Genomic DNA, 23,246 nt, shown 5'->3' with positions numbered 1-23,246 from the left:
ACGGTTTTCAGGAGAGCAGGGAGCGGCCGACGATCTCTTTCATGATCTCGGTGGTGCCGCCGTAGATGGTCTGGACGCGCCCGTCGGTGAACGCCCGGGCGACCGCGCTGTCACTCATGTAGCCGGATCCGCCGTGCAGTTGCAGGCAGCGGTCGGCGGCGCGCTTCTGCAGTTCGGTGGCCCACCACTTGGCCATCGAGGCGTCCACCGGGGTGAGCGCGTACCGGTTGTGCTCGCTCACGCAGCGGTCCACGAAGGCCCGGGTGACGGCGCACTCGGTGGCGAGTTCGGCGATCTCGAACCGGACGTGCTGCAGCTTGGCCAGCGGCCGGCCGAACGCGGTGCGCCGCTTGACGTACGCGACGGTCTCCTCCAGCACGGCCTCGGCGGCGGCGATCGCGGCGACCGCGATGGTCAGCCGCTCCTGGGCGAGGTTGCGCATCAGGTACAGGAAGCCCTGGTGCTCCTCGCCGAGCAGGTTGGCCTTCGGGACGCGCGCGTCGCGGAAGAACAGCTCGGCGGTGTCCTGGGCCTTCTGGCCGATCTTGTCGAGGTTGCGGCCGCGCTCGAAGCCCGGCGTGCCGCGCTCGACCACCAGCAGGCTCAGGCCGTGCGCGCCGCCCCCGGCGGTGGTCTTCGCCACCACCACGACCAGGTCGGCCAGGATGCCGTTGGAGATGAAGGTCTTGGCGCCGTTCAGCAGGTAGTGGTCGCCCGCGTCGACCGCCGTGGTGCGGATCGCCTGCAGGTCGGAGCCGGTGTCGGGCTCGGTCATCGCGATCGCGGTGACCAGCTCGCCGGAGCAGAAGCCGGGCAGCCAGCGCTCCCGCTGCTCCTCGGTGGCCAGGCCGGTCAGGTACGGGCCGACGATGTCGTTGTGCAGGCCGACGGCCAGGCCGCTGGCCCCGGCCCGGACGAACTCCTCGGCCAGCACGGCGGCGAACCGGAAGTCGGGGCTGCCCCCGCCGCCGTGGCGCTCGTCCACGGCCAGGCCGAGCAGCCCGGCCTTCCCGGCAGCCAGCCAGGCGGAGCGGTCGACGATGCCCTGCCGCTCCCAGCGGGCGTGGTGCGGGGTGACCTCCCGGGCCAGGAAGGCCCGGACGGTGGTGCGGAAGTCCTCGTGCTCCTCGGTGTAGAGCTCGCGCTGCACGGGCCGGTCCTTCCTCTCGGGTCAGGGGGCGTTCAGGGCGGGGACGGCCCAGTCGCGGGCCACCTCCGCGGTATGCGCGCCGGGAGTGGCGGGCGGGGTGCGCAGCGTGCCGGGGGTGGCGGAGAAGCGCGGGGCGGGGGCGGGTTGCGGAGTGCCGGCGTGCTCGGTGTAGCTGCCGCGGGCGGCCAGGTGCGGGTGGGCGGCGGCCTCGCGGAGCGCCAGCACCGGTGCCACGCAGGCGTCGTGGTCGGCGAACAGCTCGGTCCACTCGGCCCGGGTGCGGGTGGCGAAGCGGGCGGCGATCGCGGCGCGCAGCTCGGGCCAGCGCGGCAGGTCGTACTGGTCGGGGGCGTCCGGGCCGAGTTCCAGCAGGCGGGCGAACTCGGCGTAGAAGTGCGGTTCCAGCGGGCCGACGGCCAGCCAGCCGCCGTCCGCGGCCTGGTAGGTGCCGTACCAGGGGGCGCCGCCGTCCAGCAGGTTGACGCCCCGGCGGTCCTGCCAGAGCCCGGCGTCCATCAGGCCCCAGAGCATGGTGGACAGGTGCGCGGCGCCGTCCACGATCGCCGCGTCGACCACCTGGCCGGTGCCGGTGGCGCGGGCGTGGTGCAGGGCGGCGAGCAGGCCGACGGCCAGGTAGAGCGAGCCGCCCGCGTAGTCGCCGAGCAGGTTGGCGGGGATCGCCGGCGGCCCGTCGGCCGGGCCGATCAGGCCGAGCAGGCCGGAGGTCGCCAGGTAGGTGACGTCGTGGCCGGCCCGGCGGGCGAGCGGCCCGTCCTGTCCCCAGCCGGTCATCCGGCCGTACACCAGGGCGGGGTTGCGGGCCAGGCAGTCCGCCGGGCCGACGCCGAGCCGTTCGGCGACGCCCGGGCGCCAGCCCTCGATCAGCAGGTCGGCCCGGGCGGCCAGGTCGCGGACGGCGGCGGCGCCCGCGTCCGTCTTCAGGTCCACCAGGACGGAGCGCTTGTTGCGGTTGGTCAGGTCCCGGGCCGGGTCCGGCCCGAGCCCCTGCCCGCCGGGCCGGTCGACCCGCACCACGTCCGCGCCGAGGTCGGCGAGGAGCATGGCGGCGAACGGCCCGGGCCCGATGCCGGCGAGTTCCAGCACCCGCACCCCGGTGAGGGGGCCGGCAGAAGTTGGCGTGGGGGTCATCGGCGACCGCCTCCCGGGTTTGACAGTGATGCTGTCACAGTGGCGATGATAGGGACGTGACTCGCCGGTAACAAGAGTCCGGACCGGGCCCGCGCGAGCGGTGCCGGACGGCGCGGGCGACGCGGGCGGCGGGGTTCCCGGCCCGGCGGATGCGCGATCATGGGACGGACCGATCCGACCGGGAGGGCACGAAGCATGCGCGACCTCGACGACCTCGACACCGCCGTCCTCGACGACCCCGTGGGCGCCTCGCTGGCCGGGCCGCACGCGCACCTGGCGCGGCGGCACGGACGGGCGGTGCGGTACGACCCGGAGGTGGCGAGCTTCAGCAGCGTCGGGCTCCGGCCCGCCCCCGGGGCCTGGGACGACCTGGCCGAACTGCTGGGCGCGGGCGAGTTCGCCGACCTGTTCAGCAGCCCGGCCCGGCCGCCCGCCGACTGGGAGCCGGAGTTCGTCCTGGACGGGCACCAGTTGGTCCGGGTCCGGGAGGTCCGTCCGGCCGCGCCCGCGGAGCTGCGGGTGGTCGAGCTGGGGGCCGCCGACGTGCCCGAGATGCTGGCGCTGGTGGAGCGCACCCGCCCCGGCCCGTTCCGGCCGCGCACCCGCGAACTCGGCACCTACCTGGGCGTCCGCGACCACGCCGGCACCCTGCTCGCGATGGCCGGCGAGCGGCTGCGCCCGCCCGGCTTCACCGAGGTGTCGGCCGTCTGCACCGCCCCCGAGGCCCGGGGCCGCGGCCTGGCCGCCCACCTGGTCGGCGAGCTCGCCACCCGGATCGCCGCCCGCGGCGAGCACCCCTTCCTGCACGTCGCCGCCGCCAACGCGGGCGCGCTCGCGCTGTACGAGCGGCTGGGCTTCGTCCGCCGGGCCGACGTGGTCTTCCGCGGCTTCCGCACCCCCTGACCCGGTCGGCTCCCGCACCCCCCGGTCCGGTCGGCCGCCCGCGCGGCTGGCCGAGGGCGACATCCCGCCGGGCCGGGTGTTGTGCCCTTCCGACCTGGGCGGCGGCCGGTCCCGTTGGCGATCATGGGAGTGCCCCGACCGCCGTCCCGCAGGGAGCCGCCCCGTGTCCGCCGCCCGTCCCGCGCCCGCGCCCGCCACCGCCGCCGCCGAGGGGACGCGGGCCGGCCGCGCCGTCGAGCACCTGGACGTGCTGGTGGTCGGGGCCGGGATCTCCGGGATCGGGGCGGGCCGGCACCTCGCGGTCGGACACCCCCGGCGGAGCTTCGCGATCCTGGAGGCGCGGGAGGACTGCGGCGGCACGTGGGACCTGTTCCGCTACCCGGGCGTCCGCTCCGACTCCGACCTGTACACCTTCGGGTACGCCTTCAAGCCGTGGCGCCGCGAGGAGTCGATCGCCGACGGCGCGCAGATCCTGGCCTACCTGCGGGAGACCGTCCGCGAGCACGGCCTGGAGCGGCACATCCGCTACCGGCGGCGGGTGGTGGGCGCGTCCTGGTCGAGCGCGGCGGCCCGCTGGACGGTCGAGGTGGAGCACACCGACACCGGCGGACGCACCACGCTGACCTGCGGCTGGCTGTTCTGCGCGGCCGGGTACTTCCGCTACGACCGCGGCCACACCCCGCCGCTCCCCGGCCTGGAGCGCTTCGCCGGGCCGGTCGTCCACCCGCAGCACTGGCCGGCCGACCTGGACCACGCGGGCCGGCGCGTCCTGGTGGTCGGCAGCGGCGCGACCGCGGTGACGCTCGTCCCCGCGCTGGCCGCCACCGCCGGGCACGTGACGATGCTGCAGCGCACCCCGACGTACGTGATGCCGGTGCCGCGCCGGGACGCGGTCGCCGTCGCGCTGAAACGGCTGTTCGGCGAGCGCCTCGGCCACGCGCTGGCCCGGCGCCGCAACCTGCTGCGGCAGCGCGCCGCCTGGGCGTTCTGCCGGCGCCACCCGGCGGCCGCCCGCCGGATCATCCGCCGGGCCAGCGCCCGCCGCCTGCCGCCCGGCTACCCGGTCGACGAGCACTTCCGCCCGCCGTACGACCCGTGGGACCAGCGGCTGTGCGCGACCCCCGACGGCGAGCTGTTCACGGCGATCCGGGACGGCCGGGCGTCCGTGGTCACCGACCGGATCGAGCGCTTCACCGGGACCGGCGTCCGGCTCGCCTCCGGCCGGGAGATCGCCGCGGACCTCGTCGTCACCGCCACCGGCCTGGACGTGCGGGCCTTCGGCGGCCTGGAACTGACCGTCGACGGGCGGGCGGTGCGGCCCGCCGAGACGGTCGCCTACAAGGGCGTGATGCTCTCCGGCGTACCCAACTTCGTGTACGCGCTGGGCTACACCAACTCCTCCTGGACGCTCAAGGTCGACCTGCTGTGCGCCCACTTCGGCCGGCTGCTGGCGCACATGGACCGGCACGGCCACCGGAGCTGCCGCCCCGAACTCGCCGACCCCGCGATGCCCGTCCGCCCGCTGCTCGACCTCACCGCCGGCTACCTGCGCCGGGCCGCCCACCTGCTCCCCCGCCAGGGCGACCGCGCACCCTGGCGCACCCCGGCCGGCCACCGCGAGGACCTCCGGCTGCTCGGCACCGGCCCGGTCGACGGGCCCGAACTGCGGTTCTCCCGCTGACGGCGGCCGGTTGACGCCCGGACGGGCACGGGCGGACGCTGGAGGGGAGCGAGGCGCGCCGGCCGCCCGGGCGCCGGCGCGCGGCCGGAAGGTGAACCGCCATGCAGAACCACTGGGTCGTCGACCTGACCTTCGACGAGGACGACTCCCGCACCACCTGCACCGCCGCGCTGAGCGGCTTCAGCGCCCCGGGCGCCCGCGGCACCGGCACCGCCCGCCGCAACCCCGCCGACGAGGCCGACAGCACCGTCGGCGAGGAACTCGCCGCCGCCCGGGCCTGCGACGACCTGGCCCGGCAGCTGATCGGCCACGCCGCGCGGGGCGTGGAGAGCCACACCCACACCCCGGCGCAGCTCTCCTTCTGAGGCGTGCGGCCCGGTCCGCACCGGTCCGGCCGGTGATCTTTTCCGACCGTCGAACCGGCGGGTAGAGTGCGGCGATCCGTCGTGCCCACGGGGGGCACCGTCGAAACGAACGTCCGGTGAACCGCATGACCGTCTGGGCCCGTCCCGCCACCTGGTGGCGCAGCGCCATCGTCCTGTCCGCGTTCCTGGGGATCTTCCTCAGCAACAGCTCGCTGGTGTACTTCACCATCCAGAGCAACGTGATCGTGCTCGGCTACTTCCTGGCCGCCGTCTACTGGATGGCCCGGCGCGACACCGCCGACGCCCCCGCGCCCCGGCTGCGCGGCGCCGCCGTCCTGTACATCACCATCACCGGCATCGTCGCGCACGTGCTGCTCAACCACGGCGAGAACCCGCTGCCCGGCCTGTTCTCCGGCCCCGACCGCCTGCAGCACTGGTCGAGCTTCTTCCTGCACTACACCACCCCGCTGCTGGTGCTGGCGGAGTGGCTGGTGTTCTCCCCGCGCAACGCCTCCCGCTGGCGCGACCTGCCGCTCTGGCTCTCCTACCCCCTCGGCTACGCGGTCCTGACCGAGGCCCGCGCCGTCCTCTTCCCGGACTTCCCGGTCCGCTACCCGTACTTCTTCCTCGACCCCACCGAGAAGGGCTACGGCTGGGTCGGCCTCCAGATGCTCCAACTCGTCGTCGAGTTCGCCGTCCTCGGCGCCTTGGTCATCGGCCTCGACCGCCTCGGCACCCGGCTCCGCCGCGCGCCCGCGCCGGAGACCGCCTGAGGGTCCGCCGCCCCCGTCGCCGCGTCGCCCCGTCCGCCCGCCGGTGGACGGGGCGTCGTCGTCAGCGGGTGGAGCCCATGGTGCGGGAGACGCGGGCGGCGGTGGCGGCGACGACGGGACCGAGTTCGCGGGCGCGGGCGGCGGTGATGCGGGAGGTGAGGGCGGAGGTGGAGATGGCGCCGATGACGGTGTTGTTGTGGTCGAAGACGGGGGCGGCGATGCAGCGGACCTCGGGTTCGTTCTCCCTGTCGTCGACGGCGTAGCCGCGGGTGCGGATCCGGGTGAGGTCGGCCCGCAGGGCGGCGGCGGAGGTGAGGGTGCGGGTGGTGATGGCGGGGAGGCCGTCGGCGACGACGGTGGCGAAGGCCTCCTCGGGGAGCCAGGCGAGCATCGCCTTGCCGACGGCGGTGCAGTACATGGGGGCGCGGCTGCCGATCCGGGAGGCCATCCGGACGGCGGTCTCGTTCTCGACCTTGTCGACGTAGACGACGTACGGGGCGTCGGGGACGCACAGGTGGACGGTGCCGCCGACCTCGCGCATCAGCTGGTGGGCCTCCTCGGAGGCGGCGGTGCGCAGGTCGAGGGTGGCGAGGTAGGCCTGGCCGAGCCGGAGGGCGCCGGGGCCGAGCCGGAAGTGGCCGGTGTCGCGGTCGCGGGCGAGGAGTTGGGCGTCGACCAGCGGGGCGGCGAGCCGCAGCACGGTGGACTTGGACATCCCCAGGCCGTCGGCGAGCGCGGTGAGGCTGAGGTCGGTGCCGGCCGCCGCGTGGTCCCGGACGTGGTCGAGCACCGCGAGGGCGCGGCGCAGCGACGCGGACTGGTTGCGTTCCGGCCGGCCCTCGGCGGGTCGGCTCTCGGCGGCGGTGCTGGTCATGGGGTGTGACGGTACGGCGCGGCCGGGCGCGGTGCCAGTTCCGCAGCACATCGTTTTGCAGTGCAGAACTTTCGCGGTCTGCTCTTGTCGCCGTGCCCGGCGAGTTTCTAACGTCCCGCTCACACCGATCCCCCACTGCATGTCCCGGTTCGTCCCGGGGTGCGCAGGTGCGTCCCGCTGCGGCGAGGAGATGACGTTGAGCATGAAGAAGCTGGCCCGTGGTGCCGCCCTTGCCGTGCTGGCCGGCACCGTGGCCACGGCCTGCGCGCCGGGTACCGCGAAGACCACGACGTCCGCGGACAAGCAGACCGGCACCGTGAAGGTGTGGCTGTACGACGAGGCGAACCGGGCGCCGAAGGAGCAGGTGGTGGCGCAGGCCGTCGCCGACTTCAAGGCGAAGCACGCGGGCGTCGAGGTCGAGGTGTCGTACATCCCGACCGACGCGGGTCCGCGCGCCGAGAAGATGAAGGGCGCGTTCAACGACCCGTCCTCGGCGCCGGACGTGGTGGAGTTCGGCAACACCGACCTGTTCGGCTACACCGCCTCGGGCGGCCTCGCCGACATCACCTCCGACCTGGCGAACTGGGAGGAAGGCAAGGACCTGCCGCAGGACCTGAAGGACACCGCGGTGGTCGACGGCAAGACGTACGGCCTGCCCTGGTGGCTGGGCGTGCGCGCGCTCTACTACCGCACCGACGTGTTCACCGAGCTGGGCCTGCAGGCGCCGACCACGTACGACGAGCTGAAGTCGGCGGCGGAGAAGGTCCGGGCCGCGCACGGCGACCTGCTGGGCATCGCGGTCGGCGGCAAGTACACCTTCGGCGCGCTGCCGTTCGTCTGGGCCAACGGCGGCGACCTGGCCGCGAAGGGCGGCTCGGGCTACGCCTCGGCGATCGACTCGGCGCCGTCGCAGGCGGGCGTGAAGCAGTACACCGACCTGTTCACGGACGCGATCTGCCCGGCGCAGCAGTGCGCCGACCTGACCGGCGGCAAGACCGTCGAGGCGTTCGCGGCGGGCAAGGCCGGCATGGCGATCCTGCCGAACTCCTCGCGCAGCGCGGTGGAGGCGGGCGCGGCGAAGGGCAAGTACGCGATCGTGCCGCTGCCGGGCACCTCGGCCGGGAAGATCGCCCCGGCGTTCTCCGGCGGCAACGACCTGGGCGTGATGAAGTCGACCCAGCACCGCGGCCTGGCCGCCGACTTCATCAAGGAGCTGGCGTCCAAGAAGAACCAGCTGGCGCTGTTCGACGCGATGGGCAACCTGCCGACGCTGTCCTCGGCGCGGGCCGAGGTGGTGCAGAAGCAGCCGTGGCTGAAGCCGTTCACGGACACCATCGCGGCGGGCACCAAGTTCGTCCCGAAGGACGCCGCCTGGGCGAAGATCGACGCCCAGAGCGTGGTGCCGACGATGCTGCAGAAGGTCATCACCGGCAAGTCCGACGTGGCCGGTGCCACCAAGGAGGCCGCGGCCGCGATGAACGCCTCGTTCAGCGGCAAGTAGTCACGGCCCCGTAGGAGGAACCGGAAGTTGTCGATGCCTGCCACGACCGTCACCGCCCGGGCGGACCAGGGGGACTCCCCCGTCCGCCCGGCGGGCGGCGCCCCCGCCGGGGCCCGCCGCCGCCCCGGGCCGCTGGCCCGGATCCCCGTCCCGCTGTGGCTGCTGCTGCCGGCCGCCCTGGTGCTGATCCCGCTGTTCGGCTACCCGCTGTACCAGCTGGGCCTGCTGTCGGTGCTCAAGTTCGGGCAGCCGCAGGCCTCCGGCGGGGTGCCGACCGAGTTCGTCGGACTGTCGAACTACTCCGACGTCCTGGGCGACGCGCAGTTCTGGTCGGTGCTCGGCCAGACCCTGGCGTTCGCCGCGTTCTGCGTGCTGACCACCCTGGCGGTCGGCGCGACCTGCGCGGTGCTGCTGACCCGGATCGGCAGGTGGCCGCGGCTGATGCTGATGTTCGGCGCGCTGGGCGCCTGGGCGGCGCCGGCGATGACCGGCTCCACGGTGTGGATGTTCCTGCTGGACACCAACACCGGCCTGGTCAACGAGGTGCTCGGCACCCAGGGCCACAACTGGATGTACGACAAGTGGTCGGCGTTCGCGATGGTCGCCGTGGTCGTGGTCTGGCACAGCTTCCCGTTCGTGATGATCACCCTCTACGCGGGCATCCAGGCCATCCCGGACTCCGTCGTCGAGGCCGCCCGGCTGGACGGCGCGGGCACGGTCACGGTCTTCCGGAAGATCATGCTGCCGATGCTGCGCCCGCTGCTGGTGATCGTGGTCATCCAGTCGGTCATCTGGGACTTCAAGGTCTTCACCCAGATCTACGTGATGACCGGCGGCGGCGGCATCGCCGGCCAGAACCTGGTCCTCAACGTCTACGCCTACCAGAAGGCCTTCGTCGCCGAGAACTACAGCCTCGGCGCGGCGATCGGCGTCCTGATGACGCTGATCCTGCTGGCCGTCACCGCCGTCTACGTCCGCAGCCTGCGCCGCTCCGGGGAGGAACTGTGATCAGCAAGCGCGACAACCGGGTGCTGCGGCAGGGGGCCAACGCGGTCGCCGTGGTGCTGGCCCTGCTGACGGTGTTCCCGCTGTACTGGATGGTGCTGTCGGCGTTGAAGCCGAAGGGCGAGATCACCTCGGCGCACCCGCGGCCGTGGACGTTCGCGCCGACGCTGGAGAACTTCCGCAACGCGCTCGGGGTGTCCGGGTTCGGGCGGTACTTCCTGAACAGCCTCGCGGTGGCGGTGGTCGTGGTCGTGGTGTCGGCCGCGGTCGCGTTCCTGGCGGCGGTGGCGCTGTCCCGGTTCAGGTTCAGGTTCAGGACCACCGTCCTGATCATGTTCCTGGTGGCGCAGATGGTGCCGGTGGAGGCGCTGACCATCCCGCTGTTCTTCCTGGTGCGGGACATCGGGTCGGTGGCTCCGGGGTTCGGGCTGTCCTCGCTGGGCTCGCTGATGCTGGTGAACCTGGCGTTCTCGCTGCCGTTCGCGGTGTGGATGCTGCGCGGGTTCGTCGCGGCGGTGCCGGAGTCGCTGGAGGAGGCGGCCCGGATCGACGGGGCGAGCCGGTTCACCATCCTGTGGCGGATCCTGTTCCCGCTGGTCGCCCCGGGCCTGGCGGCGACCAGCGTGTTCTCCTTCATCACGGCGTGGAACGACTTCGTGTTCGCGAAGACGCTGATCCTGGACACCGACCACCAGACGCTGCCGGCCGCGCTGATGGTGTTCTTCAAGCCGGACGAGAACGACTGGGGCGGCATCATGGCCGCCTCGACCCTGATGACGGTGCCGGTGCTGGTCTTCTTCGTGCTGGTGCAGCGGCACATGGTGTCGGGCCTGGGCGGCGCGGTGAAGGACTGACCCCCGCCGCGCGCCCCCTCCCCGCCGCCCGGGCGGCTCAGCTCTCCGGCTGGGCCGCCCAGGCGGCGAACGCGTCGTGGAAGCCGGGGAAGGTCTTGCGGACGCAGCCCGGGTCGTCGTAGGTGGTGCCCGGGGTGCGCAGGCCGGCCACCGCGAAGGACATGACGATCCGGTGGTCGCCGTGGGTCTCGATCTCGACCGGCTCCGGGGTGCCGGGGCGGATCTCGATCCAGTCCCGGCCGGTGGCCACGTCGACGCCCTGGCGGCGCAGGTTGTCCGCGCAGGCGTCGAGGCGGTCGCACTCCTTGACCCGGGTGTTGTAGACGTCCTCGATCCGGATCGGGCCGGAGGCGAACGGGGCGATCGCGGCGAGCGTCGGCATGGTGTCGGAGATGTCGCGCATGTTGACGGTGCCGCCGGTGAGGGTGCCGCCGGTGACGGTGGTGGCGTCGGCGCCGATCTCGACCTTCGCGCCGAGCCGCTCCAGCACCTCGACGAACTTCAGGTCGCCCTGGAGCGCGCCGCGCCCGAGGCCGGGGACGGTCACCTCGCGGCCGGTCAGCGCGGCGGCGGCGAAGAAGTACGAGGCGGTGGAGGCGTCCGGCTCGACCGGGTACCGGGCGGCGGTGTAGCCGCCGGCCGGGACGTCGAACACGTTCCCCTCGCGGGCGACCTCGACGCCGAAGCTGCGCATCATCGCCAGGGTGATCTCGACGTACGGCGCGGAGACCAGGTCGGTGACGCGGATCCGCAGGCCGGTGCGGGTGAGCGGGCCGAGCAGCAGCAGGGCCGTCAGGTACTGCGAGGACAGCCCGGCGTCGAGCGTGACCTCGCCGCCCTCGACGCCGGCCGCCTCGATGCTCAGCGGGTGGTGGCCCTCGGCGCCGTGGTGCTCCACCCGGACGCCGAGGTCGCGCAGCGCGGCGGTGAGCGGGCCGAGCGGGCGGCGGCGCATCTGCTCGGACGCGTCGAAGTGGAAGGTGCCGCGGCCGGCGGCGGCCAGCGCGGGCAGGAAGCGCGCGGTGGTCGCGCCGTCCCGGCAGAACACCGAGGCGCCGTCGACGCCGGGGCCCTGCGGGCGGCCGGTGATCCGCCACTCCCGCTCCGCGCGCTCCACCTGGTAGCCGAGGGTGCGCAGGCCCTCGGCGAAGCCCTCGGTGTCGTCCGACACCAGCGGCCGCACCAGGGTGGTCACCCCGTCCGCCGCGGCGGCCAGGAACAGCGCGCGCGCCGTGACCGACTTCGAACCGGGGATCTCGACCAGCGACACGGCGCACCCTCCATGGGAGCAACGACAACAGGACCGGGGCTGCCCATGATCCTGCCCTTCCGGCGGCCCGGGAGGGCCGGCCGTCCCACGGTACGGACACCGGGGCGGGACGGTCGACCCTCCCGGGGCGGGGTCAGCGCGGATCGACCGGGGTCAGTCCGTCCCCGTCCCACTCCAGCCAGCGGGTGATGCCGATCTCCCGGAGGAAGGGGCGGTCGTGGCTGGCGACGACCAGGGTGCCCCGGTAGCCGGCCAGGGCCTGGGTGAGCTGGCGGACGCTGGCCAGGTCCAGGTTGTTGGTCGGCTCGTCGAGCAGCAGGAGCTGCGGCGGCGGGTCGGCCAGCAGCAGGGCGGCCAGGGTGGCCCGGAAGCGCTCGCCGCCGGAGAGGGTGCCGGCCGGCTGGTCGGCCCGGGCGCCGCGGAACAGGAAGCGGGCCAGCCGGGCCCGGACCTCGTTGTCGGTGGCGGCCGGGGCGTGCGCCCTGACGTTCTGGAAGACGCTCCGCCCGTCGTCCAGCACGTCCAACCGCTGGGGGAGGTGGCGGAGTTGGACGGGGGTGGCGACCATGCCCTCGGCGGGGGCGAGTTCGCCGGCGATGGTGCGCAGCAGCGTGGTCTTGCCGGAGCCGTTGCGGCCGACCAGGGCGATCCGCTCGGGGCCGCGCAGCTCCAGGTCGATCCGGCCGCGGCCGCCGTGGGCCAGGCGGACGCCGTCCATGGTGAGGACGGTGCGCCCGGCGGGGACGGCGGTGCGGGGCAGGTCGATCCGGATCTCGGCGTCGTCGCGGACGGCCTCCTCGGCGGTGGCCAGGCGCTCCTTGGCCTCGTTGAGCCGTTCGGTGTGCATGCCGCGCAGGCGGCCGGCGGTCTCCTCGCCCTTGCCCTGGAGCTTGTCGGCCAGCGCCTTGGGGTCGTTGCGGCGCACCGAGCGCTGCTTGCCGTAGGCGGCGGACTTGGCGAGCCGCTGACCGGCCTCGACCAGGTCGCGCTTCTGGCGCTTGACGTCGGCCTCGGCGTTGCGGACGAGGCGTTCGGCGGTCTCCTGGGCGCTCTCCACGGCCTCCTGGTAGGCGCTGAAGTTGCCGCCGTACCAGGTGACCTCGCCGTCCCGCAGGTCGGCGATCTGGTCGACCCGCTCCAGCAGTTCGCGGTCGTGGCTGACCAGCAGCAGCACGCCGGGGAAGCCGGCCACCGCGTCGTACAGCCGGGCCCGGGCCCGGGAGTCCAGGTTGTTGGTGGGCTCGTCGAGCAGCAGCACGTCGGGGCGGCGCAGCAGCAGGGCGGCGAGGTTCAGCAGGACGGCCTGGCCGCCGGAGAGTTCGCCGGTGGTGCGGTCCAGGTCGAGCCGGCCGAGGCCGAGGCGGTCGAGGGTGGCGCGGGCGCGCTCCTCGACGTCCCAGTCGTCGCCGATCGCGGTGAAGTGACGCTCGTCCGCGTCTCCGGACTCGATGGCGTGCAGGGCCTCGCGCTGGGCGCGGATGCCGAGCGTCTCGTCCACCCGCCGGTCGGCGGCGACCGCCAGGTCCTGCGGCAGGTAGGCGAGCTCGCCCGCGACCCGGACGGTGCCGGTGGTGGGGGTGAGCTCGCCGGCGATCAGCCGCAGCAGCGTGGACTTGCCCGCGCCGTTGAGGCCGACCAGGCCGGTGCGGCCGGGGCCGACGGCGAGGTGGAAACCGCTCAGCACGGGGCGGCCGTCGGGCCACTCGAAGCCGAGGTCGGTGCAGAGGATCGAGGTGGTGGGTTGCGCCATGGAGGCCTCCTGGGGTTGCCGCGCGGGGATGGGGAGCACCACGGGAGACACCGGGGACGCGGGAGCGAGGAGGGCCGTCGCGGGGGAACGGAGAACCCGCACGGGAGCCGTGGATCGCCGCCCGGCCGAGGTCGCACTCGCGTCCGCACGCCGACCGACCCGGGAAGGACACGGGTGTGGCGTGGAGCGGTGTCTCATGACCTCAGACGAGCAACGGCCTTCTCCAGACGTGCGGGGACGCGATGCCTCCGAGGGTACGGAACCCGCCGCGCGCCCCGCAACGGAATTAAGTCCCGACCGCCGGGCCCGCCCGGCCGTCCGGTCCGCCCGCCCGCCCGCACGTCCGTCCGGTCCGCCCGCCCCGGCCCGTCCGGAGGGCCGCGCGCCGCCGCCTAGAATCGGGGGCATCATGACTGCCACTCTCGTCGTCAAGGACCTCGCCGCCGGCCACGGCGAGCGCACGCTGTTCTCCGGGCTGGACCTGGTCGTCGCCCCCGGGGACGTGATCGGCCTGGTCGGGGTGAACGGCGCGGGCAAGTCCACCCTGCTGCGCCTGCTCGCCGGGCTGGACGCCCCGGAGGGCGGCAGCCTCAAGCTCAGCCCGCCGACCGCGAACGTCGGCCACCTGCCGCAGGAGCCGGAGCGCCGGGAGGGCGAGTCGGTGCGCGACTTCCTGGCCCGCCGCACCGGCGTGGCGGCCGCCCAGGCCGCCCTGGACGAGGCCACCGAGGGCCTGGTGGAGGGCCGCCCGGGCGCGGACGACGCGTACGCGGAGAGCCTGGACCGCTGGCTGGAGCTGGGCGGCGCGGACCTGGAGGAGCGCGCCGAGGAGGTCGCCGACTCGCTGGGCCTGAAGGTCTCCCTCGACCTGCCGATGACGGCGCTGTCCGGCGGCCAGGCGGCCCGCGCGGGCCTGGCCTCGCTGCTGCTGTCGCGCTACGACGTGTTCCTGCTGGACGAGCCCACCAACGACCTGGACCTGGACGGCCTGGAGCGCCTGGAGGCGTTCGTGAAGGGCCTGCGCGCGGGCACCGTGCTGATCAGCCACGACCGCGAGTTCCTGGCCCGCACCGTGACCCGGGTCCTCGAACTCGACCTGCACCAGGGGCAGGTGAACGTGTACGGCGGCGGCTACGAGGCGTACCTGGAGGAGCGGGCGATCTCCCGCCGGCACGCCCGCGAGCAGTACGAGGAGTTCGCGGACACCAAGGCGGGCCTGGAGGCCCGCGCCCAGATGCAGCGCAACTGGATGGAGCACGGCGTCCGCAACGCCCGCCGCAAGGGCGGCGACAACGACAAGAAGGCCCGGGCGCAGCGCGCCGAGTCGACCGAGAAGCAGGCGGCGAAGGCCCGGCAGACCCAGCGGATGATCGAGCGGCTGGACGTGGTGGAGGAGCCGCGCAAGGAGTGGGAGCTGCGGATGGAGATCGCCGCCGCGCCGCGCTCCGGCTCGGTGGTGGCCACCCTGCGGCAGGCCGCGGTCAAGCGCGGCGGGTTCGCGTTCGGCCCGGTGGACCTGCAGGTCGACTGGGCGGACCGGGTGGCGATCACCGGCGCGAACGGCGCGGGCAAGTCGACGCTGCTGGCCGCGCTGCTGGGCCGGCTGGAGCTGGACTCGGGCTCGGCGGCGCTCGGTTCGGGGGTGCGGATCGGCGAGGTGGAGCAGGCCCGCGGGCACCTGTTCGGCGGCGACGCGGAGCAGCCGCTGCTGGCCGCGTTCTCGGCGGCCGTGCCGGAGCTGAACCCGGAGGACGTCCGCACCCTGCTGGCCAAGTTCGGCCTGAAGGCGGTGCACGTGCTGCGCCCGGCCGGGACGCTCTCGCCGGGCGAGCGGACCAGGGCGGCGCTGGCGCTGCTGCAGGCCCGCGGGGTGAACCTGCTGGTGCTGGACGAGCCGACCAACCACCTGGACCTGCCGGCGATCGAGCAGCTGGAGTCGGCGCTGGCCTCGTACACCGGCACCCTGCTGCTGGTCACCCACGACCGGCGGATGCTGGAGGCGGTGCAGGTCAACCGGCGCCTGGTGGTCGCGGACGGCAGGGTCACCGAGGCCTGAGCCGGGTCCCGGTCCGGGGCCGGACCCCGGCCCGGGGCGAGGCCGTGCCGGGCCTGAGCCGGCCCCGCGCGGCCCGCACTTGCCGATGATCGCCAACCGCCTCCGGCCGTCTTCCGCCGGGGGCGGCGGTGTGCTGTGCTGGCGCGCATGGCTGACCTCGACCCCTCCCCGGCGCCGTCGCACCCGACGACGCCGCTGCTCCCGATGCACGTCCCCGCCCACGAGGCGACCGACCGCTGCCGGGAGTTCCACCGCGTGATGGACCAGCGCCGCACGGTGCGCGACTACTCGACCCGCCCGCTGCCCGAGGGGGTGCTGGAGTGGGCGGTGCGGACGGCGGCGACCGCGCCGAGCGGCGCGCACGTGCAGCCGTGGCGGTTCGTGGTGATCACCGACCCGGAGCGCAAGCGGCGGCTGCGGGAGGCCGCGGAGGCGGAGGAGCGCGAGTTCTACTCCCACCGGGCGTCCGAGGAGTGGCTGGCGGCGCTGGCCCCGATCGGCACCGACTGGCGCAAGCCGTTCCTGGAGGACGCGCCGGCGGTGATCGTGGTGTTCGAGGTGCACAAGGGCCCGAGCTCGCCGCGCCCGTACTACACCAAGGAGTCGGTGGGCATCGCGGTCGGCTTCCTGCTGTCCGCGCTGCACCAGGCGGGGCTGGCCACGCTGACCCACACCCCCAGCCCGATGCGGTTCCTGAACGAGGTCTGCGACCGCCCGCCGGAGGAGCGCGCCGCGTACGTCATCCCGGTCGGCTACCCCGCCGAGGACGCCCGGGTGCCGGACCTGGTCCGCAAGCCGCTGGACGAGGTGATGGTCCGGCTCTGACGTCCGGCCCGCGGGGGTGGCGAACGGCCCGCCGGCAAGGGTGGCGATCCGGATACCCGCTGGTCGGCGGACTCGTGCATGGCGCATACTCCGCTCATGAGCCATTCCGCCGACGCTCCTGACACCCCCGTGCGCCCGATCAGCCCGGGCCGCCCGCCCGAGCTGCTGCCCCTCGGCGGCGGCGCGCACCTGCGCCGTCGCCGACTGGTGGACGCCGCGGCGCTGAACGCCGCGGTGATCGCCAACCTCGACCACCTGCGGCCGTGGATGCCCTGGGCCCGCACGGTGCCGACGCTGGCCGAGAGCGAGCAGCTCTCGGTGCGCGGCGAGGAGGTGTGGGACCAGGGCACCGACTTCATGTACCTGCTCGGCCTGGACGCGGACCCGGCGGCGGTGATCGGCGGCTTCGGCCTGCACGGCCGGATCGGCCCGGGCGCGCTGGAGATCGGTTACTGGGTGGACCGCGAGCACACCGGCCGCGGCCTGGCCACCGCCGCCGCCCGCGCGCTGACCGGCGCGGCGCTGGCCCTGCCGGGGGTGACCCGGGCCGAGATCCACTGCGACGAGTCGAACGCGGCGAGCGCCGCCGTGCCGCGCAGGCTCGGCTACGCGCTGGACCGGATCGAGCCGGCGGAGCCGACCGCCCCGGCCGAGACCGGCCGCAAGATGATCTGGGTGACCGGCGCCTGAGAGAGGCGTGCGTGCGCGAGGGGGCGGGCCCGCGGGCCCGCCCCCTCTGCCGTGCCGTCAGCGCCGGGCGAGCCGTTCGACCAGCGTCTGCCAGCTGTCGCCGAGCCGGGTGTCGAGCTCGCCGGCGCCGCAGGGTCCGGGCGGTGCGGGGGGGAGCTGGTCGACGGCGAGGAAGAGCAGGGCGGGGCCGTCGAGCGCGCTGGTGAGCTGCAGGGCGAGGGTGTCCGGGTCGGGGAGGCCGAGGCGGGCCTGGCCGAGCAGCATCCGGATGTGCGGGCGGGAGAAACCGGCGCCGACCGGGGGCGGGACGGAGCCCTTGCGCTCCAGGCCGGCCCGGGCGATGTCGCGGCGGGCCAGCAGGAAGGACGTCCGGGCGCGGCCGTAGGCGATCAGCCGGTCGACCGGGTCGGCGCCGGGGCCGAGCGGCGGCGGACCGGAGAGCACGTCCTGCTGGAAGCGGTGCTCCTCGGCGTCGAGCAGGGCGCGGAAGATCCCGGCCCGGGTGCCGAAGCGGCGGAAGACGGTGCCCTTGCCGAGTCCGGCCCGTTCGGCGAGCCCGTCCATGGTGACCTGGTCGACGCCGGCCTCCGCGATCATCGCGCGGGCGGTGCAGAGCAGGGCTTCGCGGTTGCGCGCGGCGTCCGCCCGTTCGGCGGGGGGCCGGCCGAAGGGGATCAGGGGGACCGGGGGGCTGTCCATGGTCACAATTTACCCGGAGCCAGAAACGGGGTAAAGTCCGTTTATGTCGAGTGCGACGCCGCCAGGCCCGCACCGCCCCTTCCGCCATGCCCGCCGCGCCCCGGCCCGGGCCCGCCCCGAGGAGTTCCGCCATGCACCTGTTCCGCCTGGACGCCAGCATCTTCCCCGGCACCTCGACCAGCTCCGAGCTGGCCGGCGCCGCCGAGACCGCGTGGGCCGCCGCCCACCCGGAGGGCACCGTCACCCGCCGCAACCTGGGCACCGACCCGCTGCCCGGCGACGCCTGGACGCACGCCACCCTGGCCGCCTTCACCCCCGAGGAGCAGCGCACCTCCGAGCAGCGGGCCGCCGCCGAGCTCGGCGCCGAGCTCGCCGAGGAGCTGCGCTCCGCCGACGCCGCGATCATCGCCGTGCCGCTCTACAACTGGGGCGTCTCACAGCACTTCAAGACCTGGGTCGACCTGGTCATCGCGGGCGCCGGCCCGACCGCCGAGCTGCTCAAGGACAAGCCGGTCGTGCTGGCCACCTCGCTCGGCGGCGGTTTCGCCCCCGGCACCCCGCGCGAGGGCTGGGACCACTCCACCCCGTACCTGGAGCGCGTCCTGCGCGACGTCTGGGGCGCCGACCTGACCACCGTCCGCCGCGAGCTGACCCTGGCCAACGTCAACCCGGCGATGGAGGGCCTGCGCGACCTCGCCGCCGAGTACCACACCCGGGCCCTGGAGGCCGCCACCGCGGCCGGCAAGACCCTGGTCCGCGCCTGACCGCCGCCCCGCACCCGCCCGGCGGCACCGGTTCGGCCCCGAACCGGTGCTGTCGGCGAAGGGAGCCTTAAGCGCGGCTGAAGTGCCCCGGGAACGCTTGACGCTCCTCGGCGACCCGGGCATTTTGAGTGCGCGGAACGGTTCGACCGCTCCGCGCACGGTGATACAGAACCCGTCTCCCGGACGGGTGTTGGGAACCAACCCCCACACGGCCCGGTCCGTCGCGCTCCCCCACGGTCAGTAGGCGCGGCCGACCGGGCCGGTTCCCACGCACCACCCGCGCGGTGGTGGTCGCCCGGGAGCAGGGAGCCCGAAGTGAACAGCGGAGGAACCGAGTTGACGGATCGCCACGGGAGGGTGACGTTTCGTCCGCGCTGTTGACCATCCGGGTCCGTTCCGGACCACCCGGGACTACGATCGATCGATGACGGACACCACACGCAGAGCAAGCGAAAGCGCCGAACCGGCGACCAGGTACCCGGCCCTGCACGCGCCGCAGCGCTGGGAGTGGGGCGGCATCGACGCCCAGTTCAGCACCGCGCTGCCACCCGACGAACTGGTCACCAACATCCACCTGGTCGGCTTCACCGAGGGCCGCGTGGTCCTCTGCCGGGACGTCCGGGGCCACTGGTTCCTGCCGGGCGGCACCCGGGAGGACGCCGAGAGCGTCGAGTCCTGCCTGGAGCGCGAACTGCGCGAGGAGGCCGGCGCCCGCCTGCTGGGCCCGCCGACCTGGATCGGCCACCACCTGGCCGTCTCCGAGGGCCCCGCCCCGTACCGCCCGTGGCAGCCGCACCCGGTCAAGGCCTGGCTCTGGGGCTGGGCCGACGTCCTGGTCGACTCCGCCCCCACCAACCCGGCCGACGGCGAACAGGTCGTCGAGGTCCGCCCGGTCACCCCCGAGGAGGCCCAACGCCTGCTCGCCCACCACCGCGAGCCCTGGTGGCCCGAACTCGTCGCCCTCGCCGTGGAGTCCCGCACCGGCTGAGGGGCGGCCGGGCGCCGGCCGCCCCTCCCGGGGGGCGCTACTTGCCCAGGCCCGCGCGGCGGAGGGCGTCGGCCATGGCGGAGTTGCCGGGGGCGGGCGGGGGGTTGGTGCCGGAGCGGCGGTCCGAGCGGTCCGAGCGGTCCTGGCGGGGCGGGCGGGGGCCGCGGCGGGACTGGTCGCGGCGGTCGGGGCCGGCCGCGCCGGGGGCGGTGTCGTCGTCGAGGCGGAGGGTGAGGCCGATCCGCTTGCGCTGGACGTCGACGCTGGTGACCTTGGCGCGGACGATGTCGCCGGGCTTGACCACCTCGCGCGGGTCCTTGACGAAGTTCCTGGACAGCGCGGAGACGTGCACCAGGCCGTCCTGGTGGACGCCGACGTCGACGAAGGCGCCGAACGCGGCCACGTTGGTGACCACGCCCTCCAGCACCATGCCGACCTCCAGGTCGGAGATCTTCTCGACGCCGTCCTTGAAGGTGGCGGTCCGGAAGGCGGGCCGCGGGTCGCGGCCCGGCTTGTCGAGCTCGCCGAGGATGTCGGTGACGGTCGGCACGCCGAAGGTCCCGTCGGCGAAGTCGCCGGGCCGCAGCGAGCGCAGCACCGCGCCGTTGCCGATCAGTTCGCCGATCCTCCCGCCGGTGGCGGCGAGGATCCGGCGGACCACGGGGTAGGCCTCGGGGTGGACGGCGGAGGCGTCCAGCGGGTCGTCGCCGTCGGGGATCCGCAGGAAGCCCGCGCACTGCTCGAACGCCTTGGGGCCGAGCCGGGCGACGTCCTTGAGCGCGCGCCTGGTCCGGAACGGCCCGTTCGCGTCGCGGTGGGCGACGATGTTGTCGGCGAGCGTGCCGGTGATGCCGGAGACCCGGGTGAGCAGCGGCGCGGAGGCGGTGTTGACGTCGACGCCGACGGCGTTGACGCAGTCCTCGACCACGGCGTCCAGCGAGCGGGAGAGCTTGAGCTCGCTGAGGTCGTGCTGGTACTGGCCGACGCCGATCGACTTGGGGTCGATCTTCACCAGTTCGGCCAGCGGGTCCTGCAGGCGGCGGGCGATCGAGACGGCGCCGCGGATCGACACGTCCAGGCCGGGGAGCTCCTGGGCGGCGAACGCGGAGGCGGAGTAGACCGAGGCGCCGGCCTCGCTGACCATCACCTTGGTGAGGTTCAGCTCGGGGTGGCGCTCGATCAGGTCGGTGGCGAGCCGGTCGGTCTCCCGGGAGGCGGTGCCGTTGCCGATCGCGACCAGGTCGACCCGGTGCTCGCGGGCCAGCCGGGCCAGCGTGGCGAGCGCGGCGTCCCACTTGTTGGCGGGCTGGTGCGGGTAGACCGTCTCGTGCGCGACGACCTTGCCGGTGGCGTCGACCACGGCGACCTTGACGCCGGTGCGGAAGCCCGGGTCGAGGCCCATGGTGGCGCGGGTGCCGGCGGGGGCGGCGAGCAGCAGGTCGCGCAGGTTGGCGGCGAAGACCCGGACGGCCTCGTCCTCGGCCTCGGCGCGCAGCCTGGTCCGCAGGTCGATGCCGAGCCGGACCAGGATCCGGGTGCGCCAGGCCCAGCGGACGGTGTCGGTGAGCCACTTGTCGGCGGGGCGGCCGCGGTCGGCGATGCCGAAGCGGGCGGCGATCCGCTGCTCGTAGTCGCTCGCGCCGGGCAGGTCGGCCTCCTGATCGCCGTCGTACGGGGAGAGTTCGAGGTCGAGGACCTCCTCCTTCTCGCCGCGCAGCATGGCCAGGATCCGGTGCGAGGGCAGCTTGGTGTAGGGCTCGGCGAAGTCGAAGTAGTCGGCGAACTTGGCGCCGTCCTGCTCCTTGCCGTCGCGGACCCTCGCGACCAGCCGGCCCCGGGTCCACATCCGCTCGCGCAGCGAGCCGACCAGGTCGGCGTCCTCGCCGAAGCGCTCGACCAGGATCGCGCGGGCGCCCTCCAGCGCGGCGGGCACGTCGGCGACCTGCTCGCCCAGGTAGCCGGCCGCGAGCGCGGCCGGGTCCTGGCCCGGGTCGGCGAGCAGGGTGTCGGCGAGCGGTCCGAGGCCGGCCTCGCGGGCGATCTGCGCCTTGGTGCGCCGCTTGGGCTTGTACGGGAGGTAGATGTCCTCCAGCCGGGCCTTGGAGTCGGCGGCGAGGACCCGGGCGCGCAGCGCGTCGTCCAGCTTGCCCTGGGCCTCGATGGACTCCAGGACGGCGGTGCGGCGCTCCTCCAGCTCGCGCAGGTAGCGCAGCCGCTCCTCCAGGGTGCGCAGCTGGGTGTCGTCCAGCGCGCCGGTGGCTTCCTTGCGGTAGCGGGCGATGAAGGGGACGGTCGCACCGCCGTCGAGCAGGCCGACCGCGGCCTGCACCTGGTGCTCGCGGACGCCGAGTTCTTCGGCGATCTTGCGTTCGACGGGCATGGTCACGGTGCCGGTCACCCCTTCTGACGGTTGCGCGGTGTCGCCCGTGCATTCTGGCAGGTCCGGCCGACGCCGTCCGGTGGTCCGGGTGGTGGCCGGGGGCGTGGCGCTTTCCGGGGAGGTCCGGGGACACGCGTCGGGCGACCCGAAGGCCGGGCGGATTGTCTGATATGAGAGACAAGCGGCTTTTGCGATCCGCCCCGCCCGGCACCAGAACGTCACGAGCGCACAGGAGGACATGGTGGCGCAGGCCCCCGCCCCGGCCGTCCGGACTCCCGCCCGACCGGTCCGCTGGAACCGCCCCGCCACCTGGCCCCGCGAGGCGGTCGCCCTGGCCGCGTACTGGGTCGCCAGCCGGCTGGTGATGATCGGGCTGATCCGCTCCGGGCGGACCGAGCCCGCGATCGAGGTGCACCGGCTGTACCAGGGCTGGTACCAGGTGCTGCGCACCGGCACCTTCCCGGTCGACGACGTCACCTGGCAGTACCCGCCGGGCGCGGCGCTGCCGATGCTCGCACCCGGCCTGCTGCCGTTCCTGACCTACCTGCAGGCGTTCGTGCTGATCGTCCTGGTGGCCGACGCCGCCGTGCAGGCCGCGCTGCTGGCGGCCGGGCGCGGACCGGGCCGCTCCGCCTGGGGGGCCTGGGCGTGGGCGCTGGCCCTGCCGCTGCTGCTCGGCCTGCCGTACGGGCGCTACGACCTGCCGGCCACCGCGCTGGCGGTCGGCGCGCTGCTGCTGCTCCCGTCCCGGCCGAGGCTCGGCGGGGTGCTGGCCGGGATCGGCGCGATGGTGAAGGTGTGGCCCGCGCTGACCCTGCTGGGCACCCCGCGCGGCCGCACCACCCGGCAGGCCTGGACGGCGGCGGCGGTCTCGGCGCTGGCCCTGCTGCTGGTGTTCGTCGCGTTCTTCGACCACACCCTGGACTTCCTGCACGCCCAGCGCGGCCGGGGCGTGGAGATCGAGTCGCTGGGCGGCAGCGTGCTGCAGGTGGCACGGCAGTTCGGCTGGTCCGGCCGGGTCGAGCAGCACTACGGCTCGTTCGAGTTCCTGGGCCGGTACGTGCACCGGATCTCGCAGCTCTCGCTGCTGCTGACCGTCGCCGCGTTCGCCTGGCTGCTGCTGTGGCGGGTCCGGGCCCGGCGCTGGACGGCCGCCACCCCGTACGACGCGGCGCTGACCGCGGTGCTGCTGTTCACCGTCACCAGCCGGGTGATCTCCCCGCAGTACCTGGTGTGGCTGATCGGCCTGGGCGCGGTCTGCCTGACCGTGGAGCGCACCACGCAGCGGCCGGTGGCGTTCCTGCTGCTGCCCGCGGTCGGCGTCACCACCGTCGACTACCCGCTGTTCTTCGACTCGATGCAGTCCGGCGGCTGGTGGCCGACCGCCGTGATCCTGCTGCGCAACGGGCTGCTGCTGGCCGCCTCGCTCTGGTCGGCGGCCCGGCTCTGGCGGGCCACCGTCTCGCCCGCGCCCGAACCCCGTCCGGCGCGCACCGCGCAGGGCGACCCGCGCACCGACCCGGACCCGGACGCCGTCCCGGCCGGGTGACGCGGCGTCAGCGGACGTAC

Annotated in this window: 20 protein-coding genes; 13 read left to right on the top strand and 7 right to left on the bottom strand. The window is 74.5% G+C overall.

Annotation, left to right across the window (positions count from 1 at the left end):
- Positions 1-7 precede the first annotated feature (7 nt).
- Both ACZ3J7_RS03475 and ACZ3J7_RS03470 read right to left on the bottom strand, forming a co-directional pair.
- A complete protein-coding gene (locus tag ACZ3J7_RS03475) occupies positions 8-1,150 on the bottom strand; it encodes an acyl-CoA dehydrogenase family protein (protein WP_465616353.1) in 1,143 nt (380 codons plus the stop codon).
- 21 nt (positions 1,151-1,171) lie between these two features.
- A complete protein-coding gene (locus tag ACZ3J7_RS03470) occupies positions 1,172-2,299 on the bottom strand; it encodes a CaiB/BaiF CoA transferase family protein (RefSeq protein WP_465616351.1) in 1,128 nt (375 codons plus the stop codon).
- Between the two features lie 195 nt (positions 2,300-2,494).
- Between ACZ3J7_RS03470 and ACZ3J7_RS03465 the strand changes: the two genes are divergently transcribed.
- The 4 genes from ACZ3J7_RS03465 (at position 2,495) to ACZ3J7_RS03450 (ending at position 6,021) form a co-directional block, all read left to right on the top strand.
- Positions 2,495-3,202, top strand: coding sequence for a GNAT family N-acetyltransferase (locus tag ACZ3J7_RS03465; protein ID WP_465616349.1), 708 nt, complete (start codon positions 2,495-2,497; stop codon positions 3,200-3,202).
- Between the two features lie 163 nt (positions 3,203-3,365).
- Positions 3,366-4,883 (top strand): flavin-containing monooxygenase, encoded by a 1,518-nt coding sequence (locus ACZ3J7_RS03460; RefSeq protein WP_465616347.1) that lies wholly within the window; start codon positions 3,366-3,368, stop codon positions 4,881-4,883.
- A 101-nt stretch (positions 4,884-4,984) separates the two neighbouring features.
- Positions 4,985-5,248, top strand: a complete 264-nt coding sequence (locus ACZ3J7_RS03455; protein ID WP_465616346.1) for a DUF1876 domain-containing protein — start codon at positions 4,985-4,987, stop codon at positions 5,246-5,248.
- 125 nt (positions 5,249-5,373) lie between these two features.
- The gene (locus ACZ3J7_RS03450; RefSeq protein WP_465616581.1) at positions 5,374-6,021 is read left to right on the top strand and encodes a Pr6Pr family membrane protein; all 648 of its coding nucleotides are present in this window, start codon (positions 5,374-5,376) and stop codon (positions 6,019-6,021) included.
- A gap of 61 nt (positions 6,022-6,082) precedes the next feature.
- On the opposite strand, the gene ACZ3J7_RS03445 is transcribed toward ACZ3J7_RS03450, so the two are convergent.
- Positions 6,083-6,895, bottom strand: coding sequence for an IclR family transcriptional regulator (locus ACZ3J7_RS03445; protein ID WP_465616344.1), 813 nt, complete (start codon positions 6,893-6,895; stop codon positions 6,083-6,085).
- A gap of 202 nt (positions 6,896-7,097) precedes the next feature.
- Here ACZ3J7_RS03445 and ACZ3J7_RS03440 point away from each other — a divergent pair, with 202 nt between their 5' ends.
- The 3 genes from ACZ3J7_RS03440 to ACZ3J7_RS03430 are packed head-to-tail and all read left to right on the top strand — an operon-like array spanning position 7,098 to position 10,255.
- Entirely contained in the window at positions 7,098-8,396 is a 1,299-nt protein-coding gene (locus ACZ3J7_RS03440; protein ID WP_465616579.1) for a sugar ABC transporter substrate-binding protein, read from the top strand.
- Positions 8,397-8,429: 33 nt separating this feature from the next.
- Positions 8,430-9,404: a carbohydrate ABC transporter permease gene (locus ACZ3J7_RS03435; protein WP_465616342.1), complete on the top strand. Its 975-nt coding sequence runs from the start codon at positions 8,430-8,432 to the stop codon at positions 9,402-9,404.
- Entirely contained in the window at positions 9,404-10,255 is an 852-nt protein-coding gene (locus ACZ3J7_RS03430; RefSeq protein WP_465616577.1) for a carbohydrate ABC transporter permease, read from the top strand. The genes ACZ3J7_RS03435 and ACZ3J7_RS03430 overlap by 1 nt, the downstream gene beginning before the upstream one ends.
- Positions 10,256-10,292: 37 nt before the next feature.
- On the opposite strand, the gene aroA is transcribed toward ACZ3J7_RS03430, so the two are convergent.
- Both aroA and ACZ3J7_RS03420 read right to left on the bottom strand, forming a co-directional pair.
- Positions 10,293-11,525 (bottom strand): 3-phosphoshikimate 1-carboxyvinyltransferase, encoded by a 1,233-nt coding sequence (gene aroA, locus ACZ3J7_RS03425; RefSeq protein ID WP_465616340.1) that lies wholly within the window; start codon positions 11,523-11,525, stop codon positions 10,293-10,295.
- A 133-nt stretch (positions 11,526-11,658) separates the two neighbouring features.
- Positions 11,659-13,275, bottom strand: coding sequence for an ABC-F family ATP-binding cassette domain-containing protein (locus ACZ3J7_RS03420; protein ID WP_465616338.1), 1,617 nt, complete (start codon positions 13,273-13,275; stop codon positions 11,659-11,661).
- Between the two features lie 409 nt (positions 13,276-13,684).
- Between ACZ3J7_RS03420 and ACZ3J7_RS03415 the strand changes: the two genes are divergently transcribed.
- From ACZ3J7_RS03415 to ACZ3J7_RS03405, 3 genes are all read left to right on the top strand, one after another.
- Positions 13,685-15,331 carry an ABC-F family ATP-binding cassette domain-containing protein gene (locus tag ACZ3J7_RS03415; protein WP_465616336.1) on the top strand — a complete coding sequence of 549 codons (1,647 nt, stop codon included), beginning with the start codon at positions 13,685-13,687 and terminating at the stop codon, positions 15,329-15,331.
- A gap of 147 nt (positions 15,332-15,478) precedes the next feature.
- Positions 15,479-16,156, top strand: coding sequence for a nitroreductase family protein (locus ACZ3J7_RS03410; RefSeq protein ID WP_465616334.1), 678 nt, complete (start codon positions 15,479-15,481; stop codon positions 16,154-16,156).
- Positions 16,157-16,252: 96 nt separating this feature from the next.
- A complete protein-coding gene (locus tag ACZ3J7_RS03405) occupies positions 16,253-16,846 on the top strand; it encodes a GNAT family N-acetyltransferase (protein WP_465616332.1) in 594 nt (197 codons plus the stop codon).
- 57 nt (positions 16,847-16,903) lie between these two features.
- Here the strand turns inward: ACZ3J7_RS03405 and ACZ3J7_RS03400 are convergent, their stop codons facing one another.
- On the bottom strand, positions 16,904-17,545 hold the full coding sequence (locus tag ACZ3J7_RS03400) for a TetR/AcrR family transcriptional regulator (protein WP_465616330.1): 642 nt from the start codon (positions 17,543-17,545) through the stop codon (positions 16,904-16,906).
- A 131-nt stretch (positions 17,546-17,676) separates the two neighbouring features.
- Between ACZ3J7_RS03400 and ACZ3J7_RS03395 the strand changes: the two genes are divergently transcribed.
- Both ACZ3J7_RS03395 and ACZ3J7_RS03390 read left to right on the top strand, forming a co-directional pair.
- Positions 17,677-18,309: an FMN-dependent NADH-azoreductase gene (locus ACZ3J7_RS03395; protein WP_465616328.1), complete on the top strand. Its 633-nt coding sequence runs from the start codon at positions 17,677-17,679 to the stop codon at positions 18,307-18,309.
- A 424-nt stretch (positions 18,310-18,733) separates the two neighbouring features.
- Entirely contained in the window at positions 18,734-19,297 is a 564-nt protein-coding gene (locus ACZ3J7_RS03390) for an NUDIX hydrolase (protein WP_465616326.1), read from the top strand.
- A 37-nt stretch (positions 19,298-19,334) separates the two neighbouring features.
- On the opposite strand, the gene ACZ3J7_RS03385 is transcribed toward ACZ3J7_RS03390, so the two are convergent.
- Complete coding sequence (locus ACZ3J7_RS03385; protein WP_465616576.1) at positions 19,335-21,677, bottom strand: Tex family protein; 2,343 nt, start codon at positions 21,675-21,677, stop codon at positions 19,335-19,337.
- Between the two features lie 238 nt (positions 21,678-21,915).
- Here ACZ3J7_RS03385 and ACZ3J7_RS03380 point away from each other — a divergent pair, with 238 nt between their 5' ends.
- Complete coding sequence (locus ACZ3J7_RS03380; RefSeq protein WP_465616325.1) at positions 21,916-23,226, top strand: glycosyltransferase 87 family protein; 1,311 nt, start codon at positions 21,916-21,918, stop codon at positions 23,224-23,226.
- The last annotated feature ends 20 nt before the right edge of the window (positions 23,227-23,246 follow it).

It is taken from the genome of Kitasatospora sp. NPDC015121, from assembly GCF_055562955.1.
This window is presented reverse-complemented; position numbering and strand designations above follow the sequence as displayed.

What these genes read in the sequence shown, in the direction of transcription:
- ACZ3J7_RS03470 (WP_465616351.1), bottom strand. Translation starts at nt 2,299, where the DNA reads ATGACCCCCACGCCAACTTCTGCCGGCCCCCTCACCGGGGTGCGGGTG.
- ACZ3J7_RS03465 (WP_465616349.1), top strand. Translation starts at nt 2,495, where the DNA reads ATGCGCGACCTCGACGACCTCGACACCGCCGTCCTCGACGACCCCGTG.
- ACZ3J7_RS03455 (WP_465616346.1), top strand. Translation starts at nt 4,985, where the DNA reads ATGCAGAACCACTGGGTCGTCGACCTGACCTTCGACGAGGACGACTCC.
- ACZ3J7_RS03450 (WP_465616581.1), top strand. Translation starts at nt 5,374, where the DNA reads ATGACCGTCTGGGCCCGTCCCGCCACCTGGTGGCGCAGCGCCATCGTC.
- ACZ3J7_RS03445 (WP_465616344.1), bottom strand. Translation starts at nt 6,895, where the DNA reads ATGACCAGCACCGCCGCCGAGAGCCGACCCGCCGAGGGCCGGCCGGAA.
- ACZ3J7_RS03440 (WP_465616579.1), top strand. Translation starts at nt 7,098, where the DNA reads ATGAAGAAGCTGGCCCGTGGTGCCGCCCTTGCCGTGCTGGCCGGCACC.
- ACZ3J7_RS03435 (WP_465616342.1), top strand. Translation starts at nt 8,430, where the DNA reads ATGCCTGCCACGACCGTCACCGCCCGGGCGGACCAGGGGGACTCCCCC.
- ACZ3J7_RS03420 (WP_465616338.1), bottom strand. Translation starts at nt 13,275, where the DNA reads ATGGCGCAACCCACCACCTCGATCCTCTGCACCGACCTCGGCTTCGAG.
- ACZ3J7_RS03415 (WP_465616336.1), top strand. Translation starts at nt 13,685, where the DNA reads ATGACTGCCACTCTCGTCGTCAAGGACCTCGCCGCCGGCCACGGCGAG.
- ACZ3J7_RS03410 (WP_465616334.1), top strand. Translation starts at nt 15,479, where the DNA reads ATGGCTGACCTCGACCCCTCCCCGGCGCCGTCGCACCCGACGACGCCG.
- ACZ3J7_RS03405 (WP_465616332.1), top strand. Translation starts at nt 16,253, where the DNA reads ATGAGCCATTCCGCCGACGCTCCTGACACCCCCGTGCGCCCGATCAGC.
- ACZ3J7_RS03400 (WP_465616330.1), bottom strand. Translation starts at nt 17,545, where the DNA reads ATGGACAGCCCCCCGGTCCCCCTGATCCCCTTCGGCCGGCCCCCCGCC.
- ACZ3J7_RS03395 (WP_465616328.1), top strand. Translation starts at nt 17,677, where the DNA reads ATGCACCTGTTCCGCCTGGACGCCAGCATCTTCCCCGGCACCTCGACC.
- ACZ3J7_RS03390 (WP_465616326.1), top strand. Translation starts at nt 18,734, where the DNA reads ATGACGGACACCACACGCAGAGCAAGCGAAAGCGCCGAACCGGCGACC.
- ACZ3J7_RS03385 (WP_465616576.1), bottom strand. Translation starts at nt 21,677, where the DNA reads ATGCCCGTCGAACGCAAGATCGCCGAAGAACTCGGCGTCCGCGAGCAC.
- ACZ3J7_RS03380 (WP_465616325.1), top strand. Translation starts at nt 21,916, where the DNA reads ATGGTGGCGCAGGCCCCCGCCCCGGCCGTCCGGACTCCCGCCCGACCG.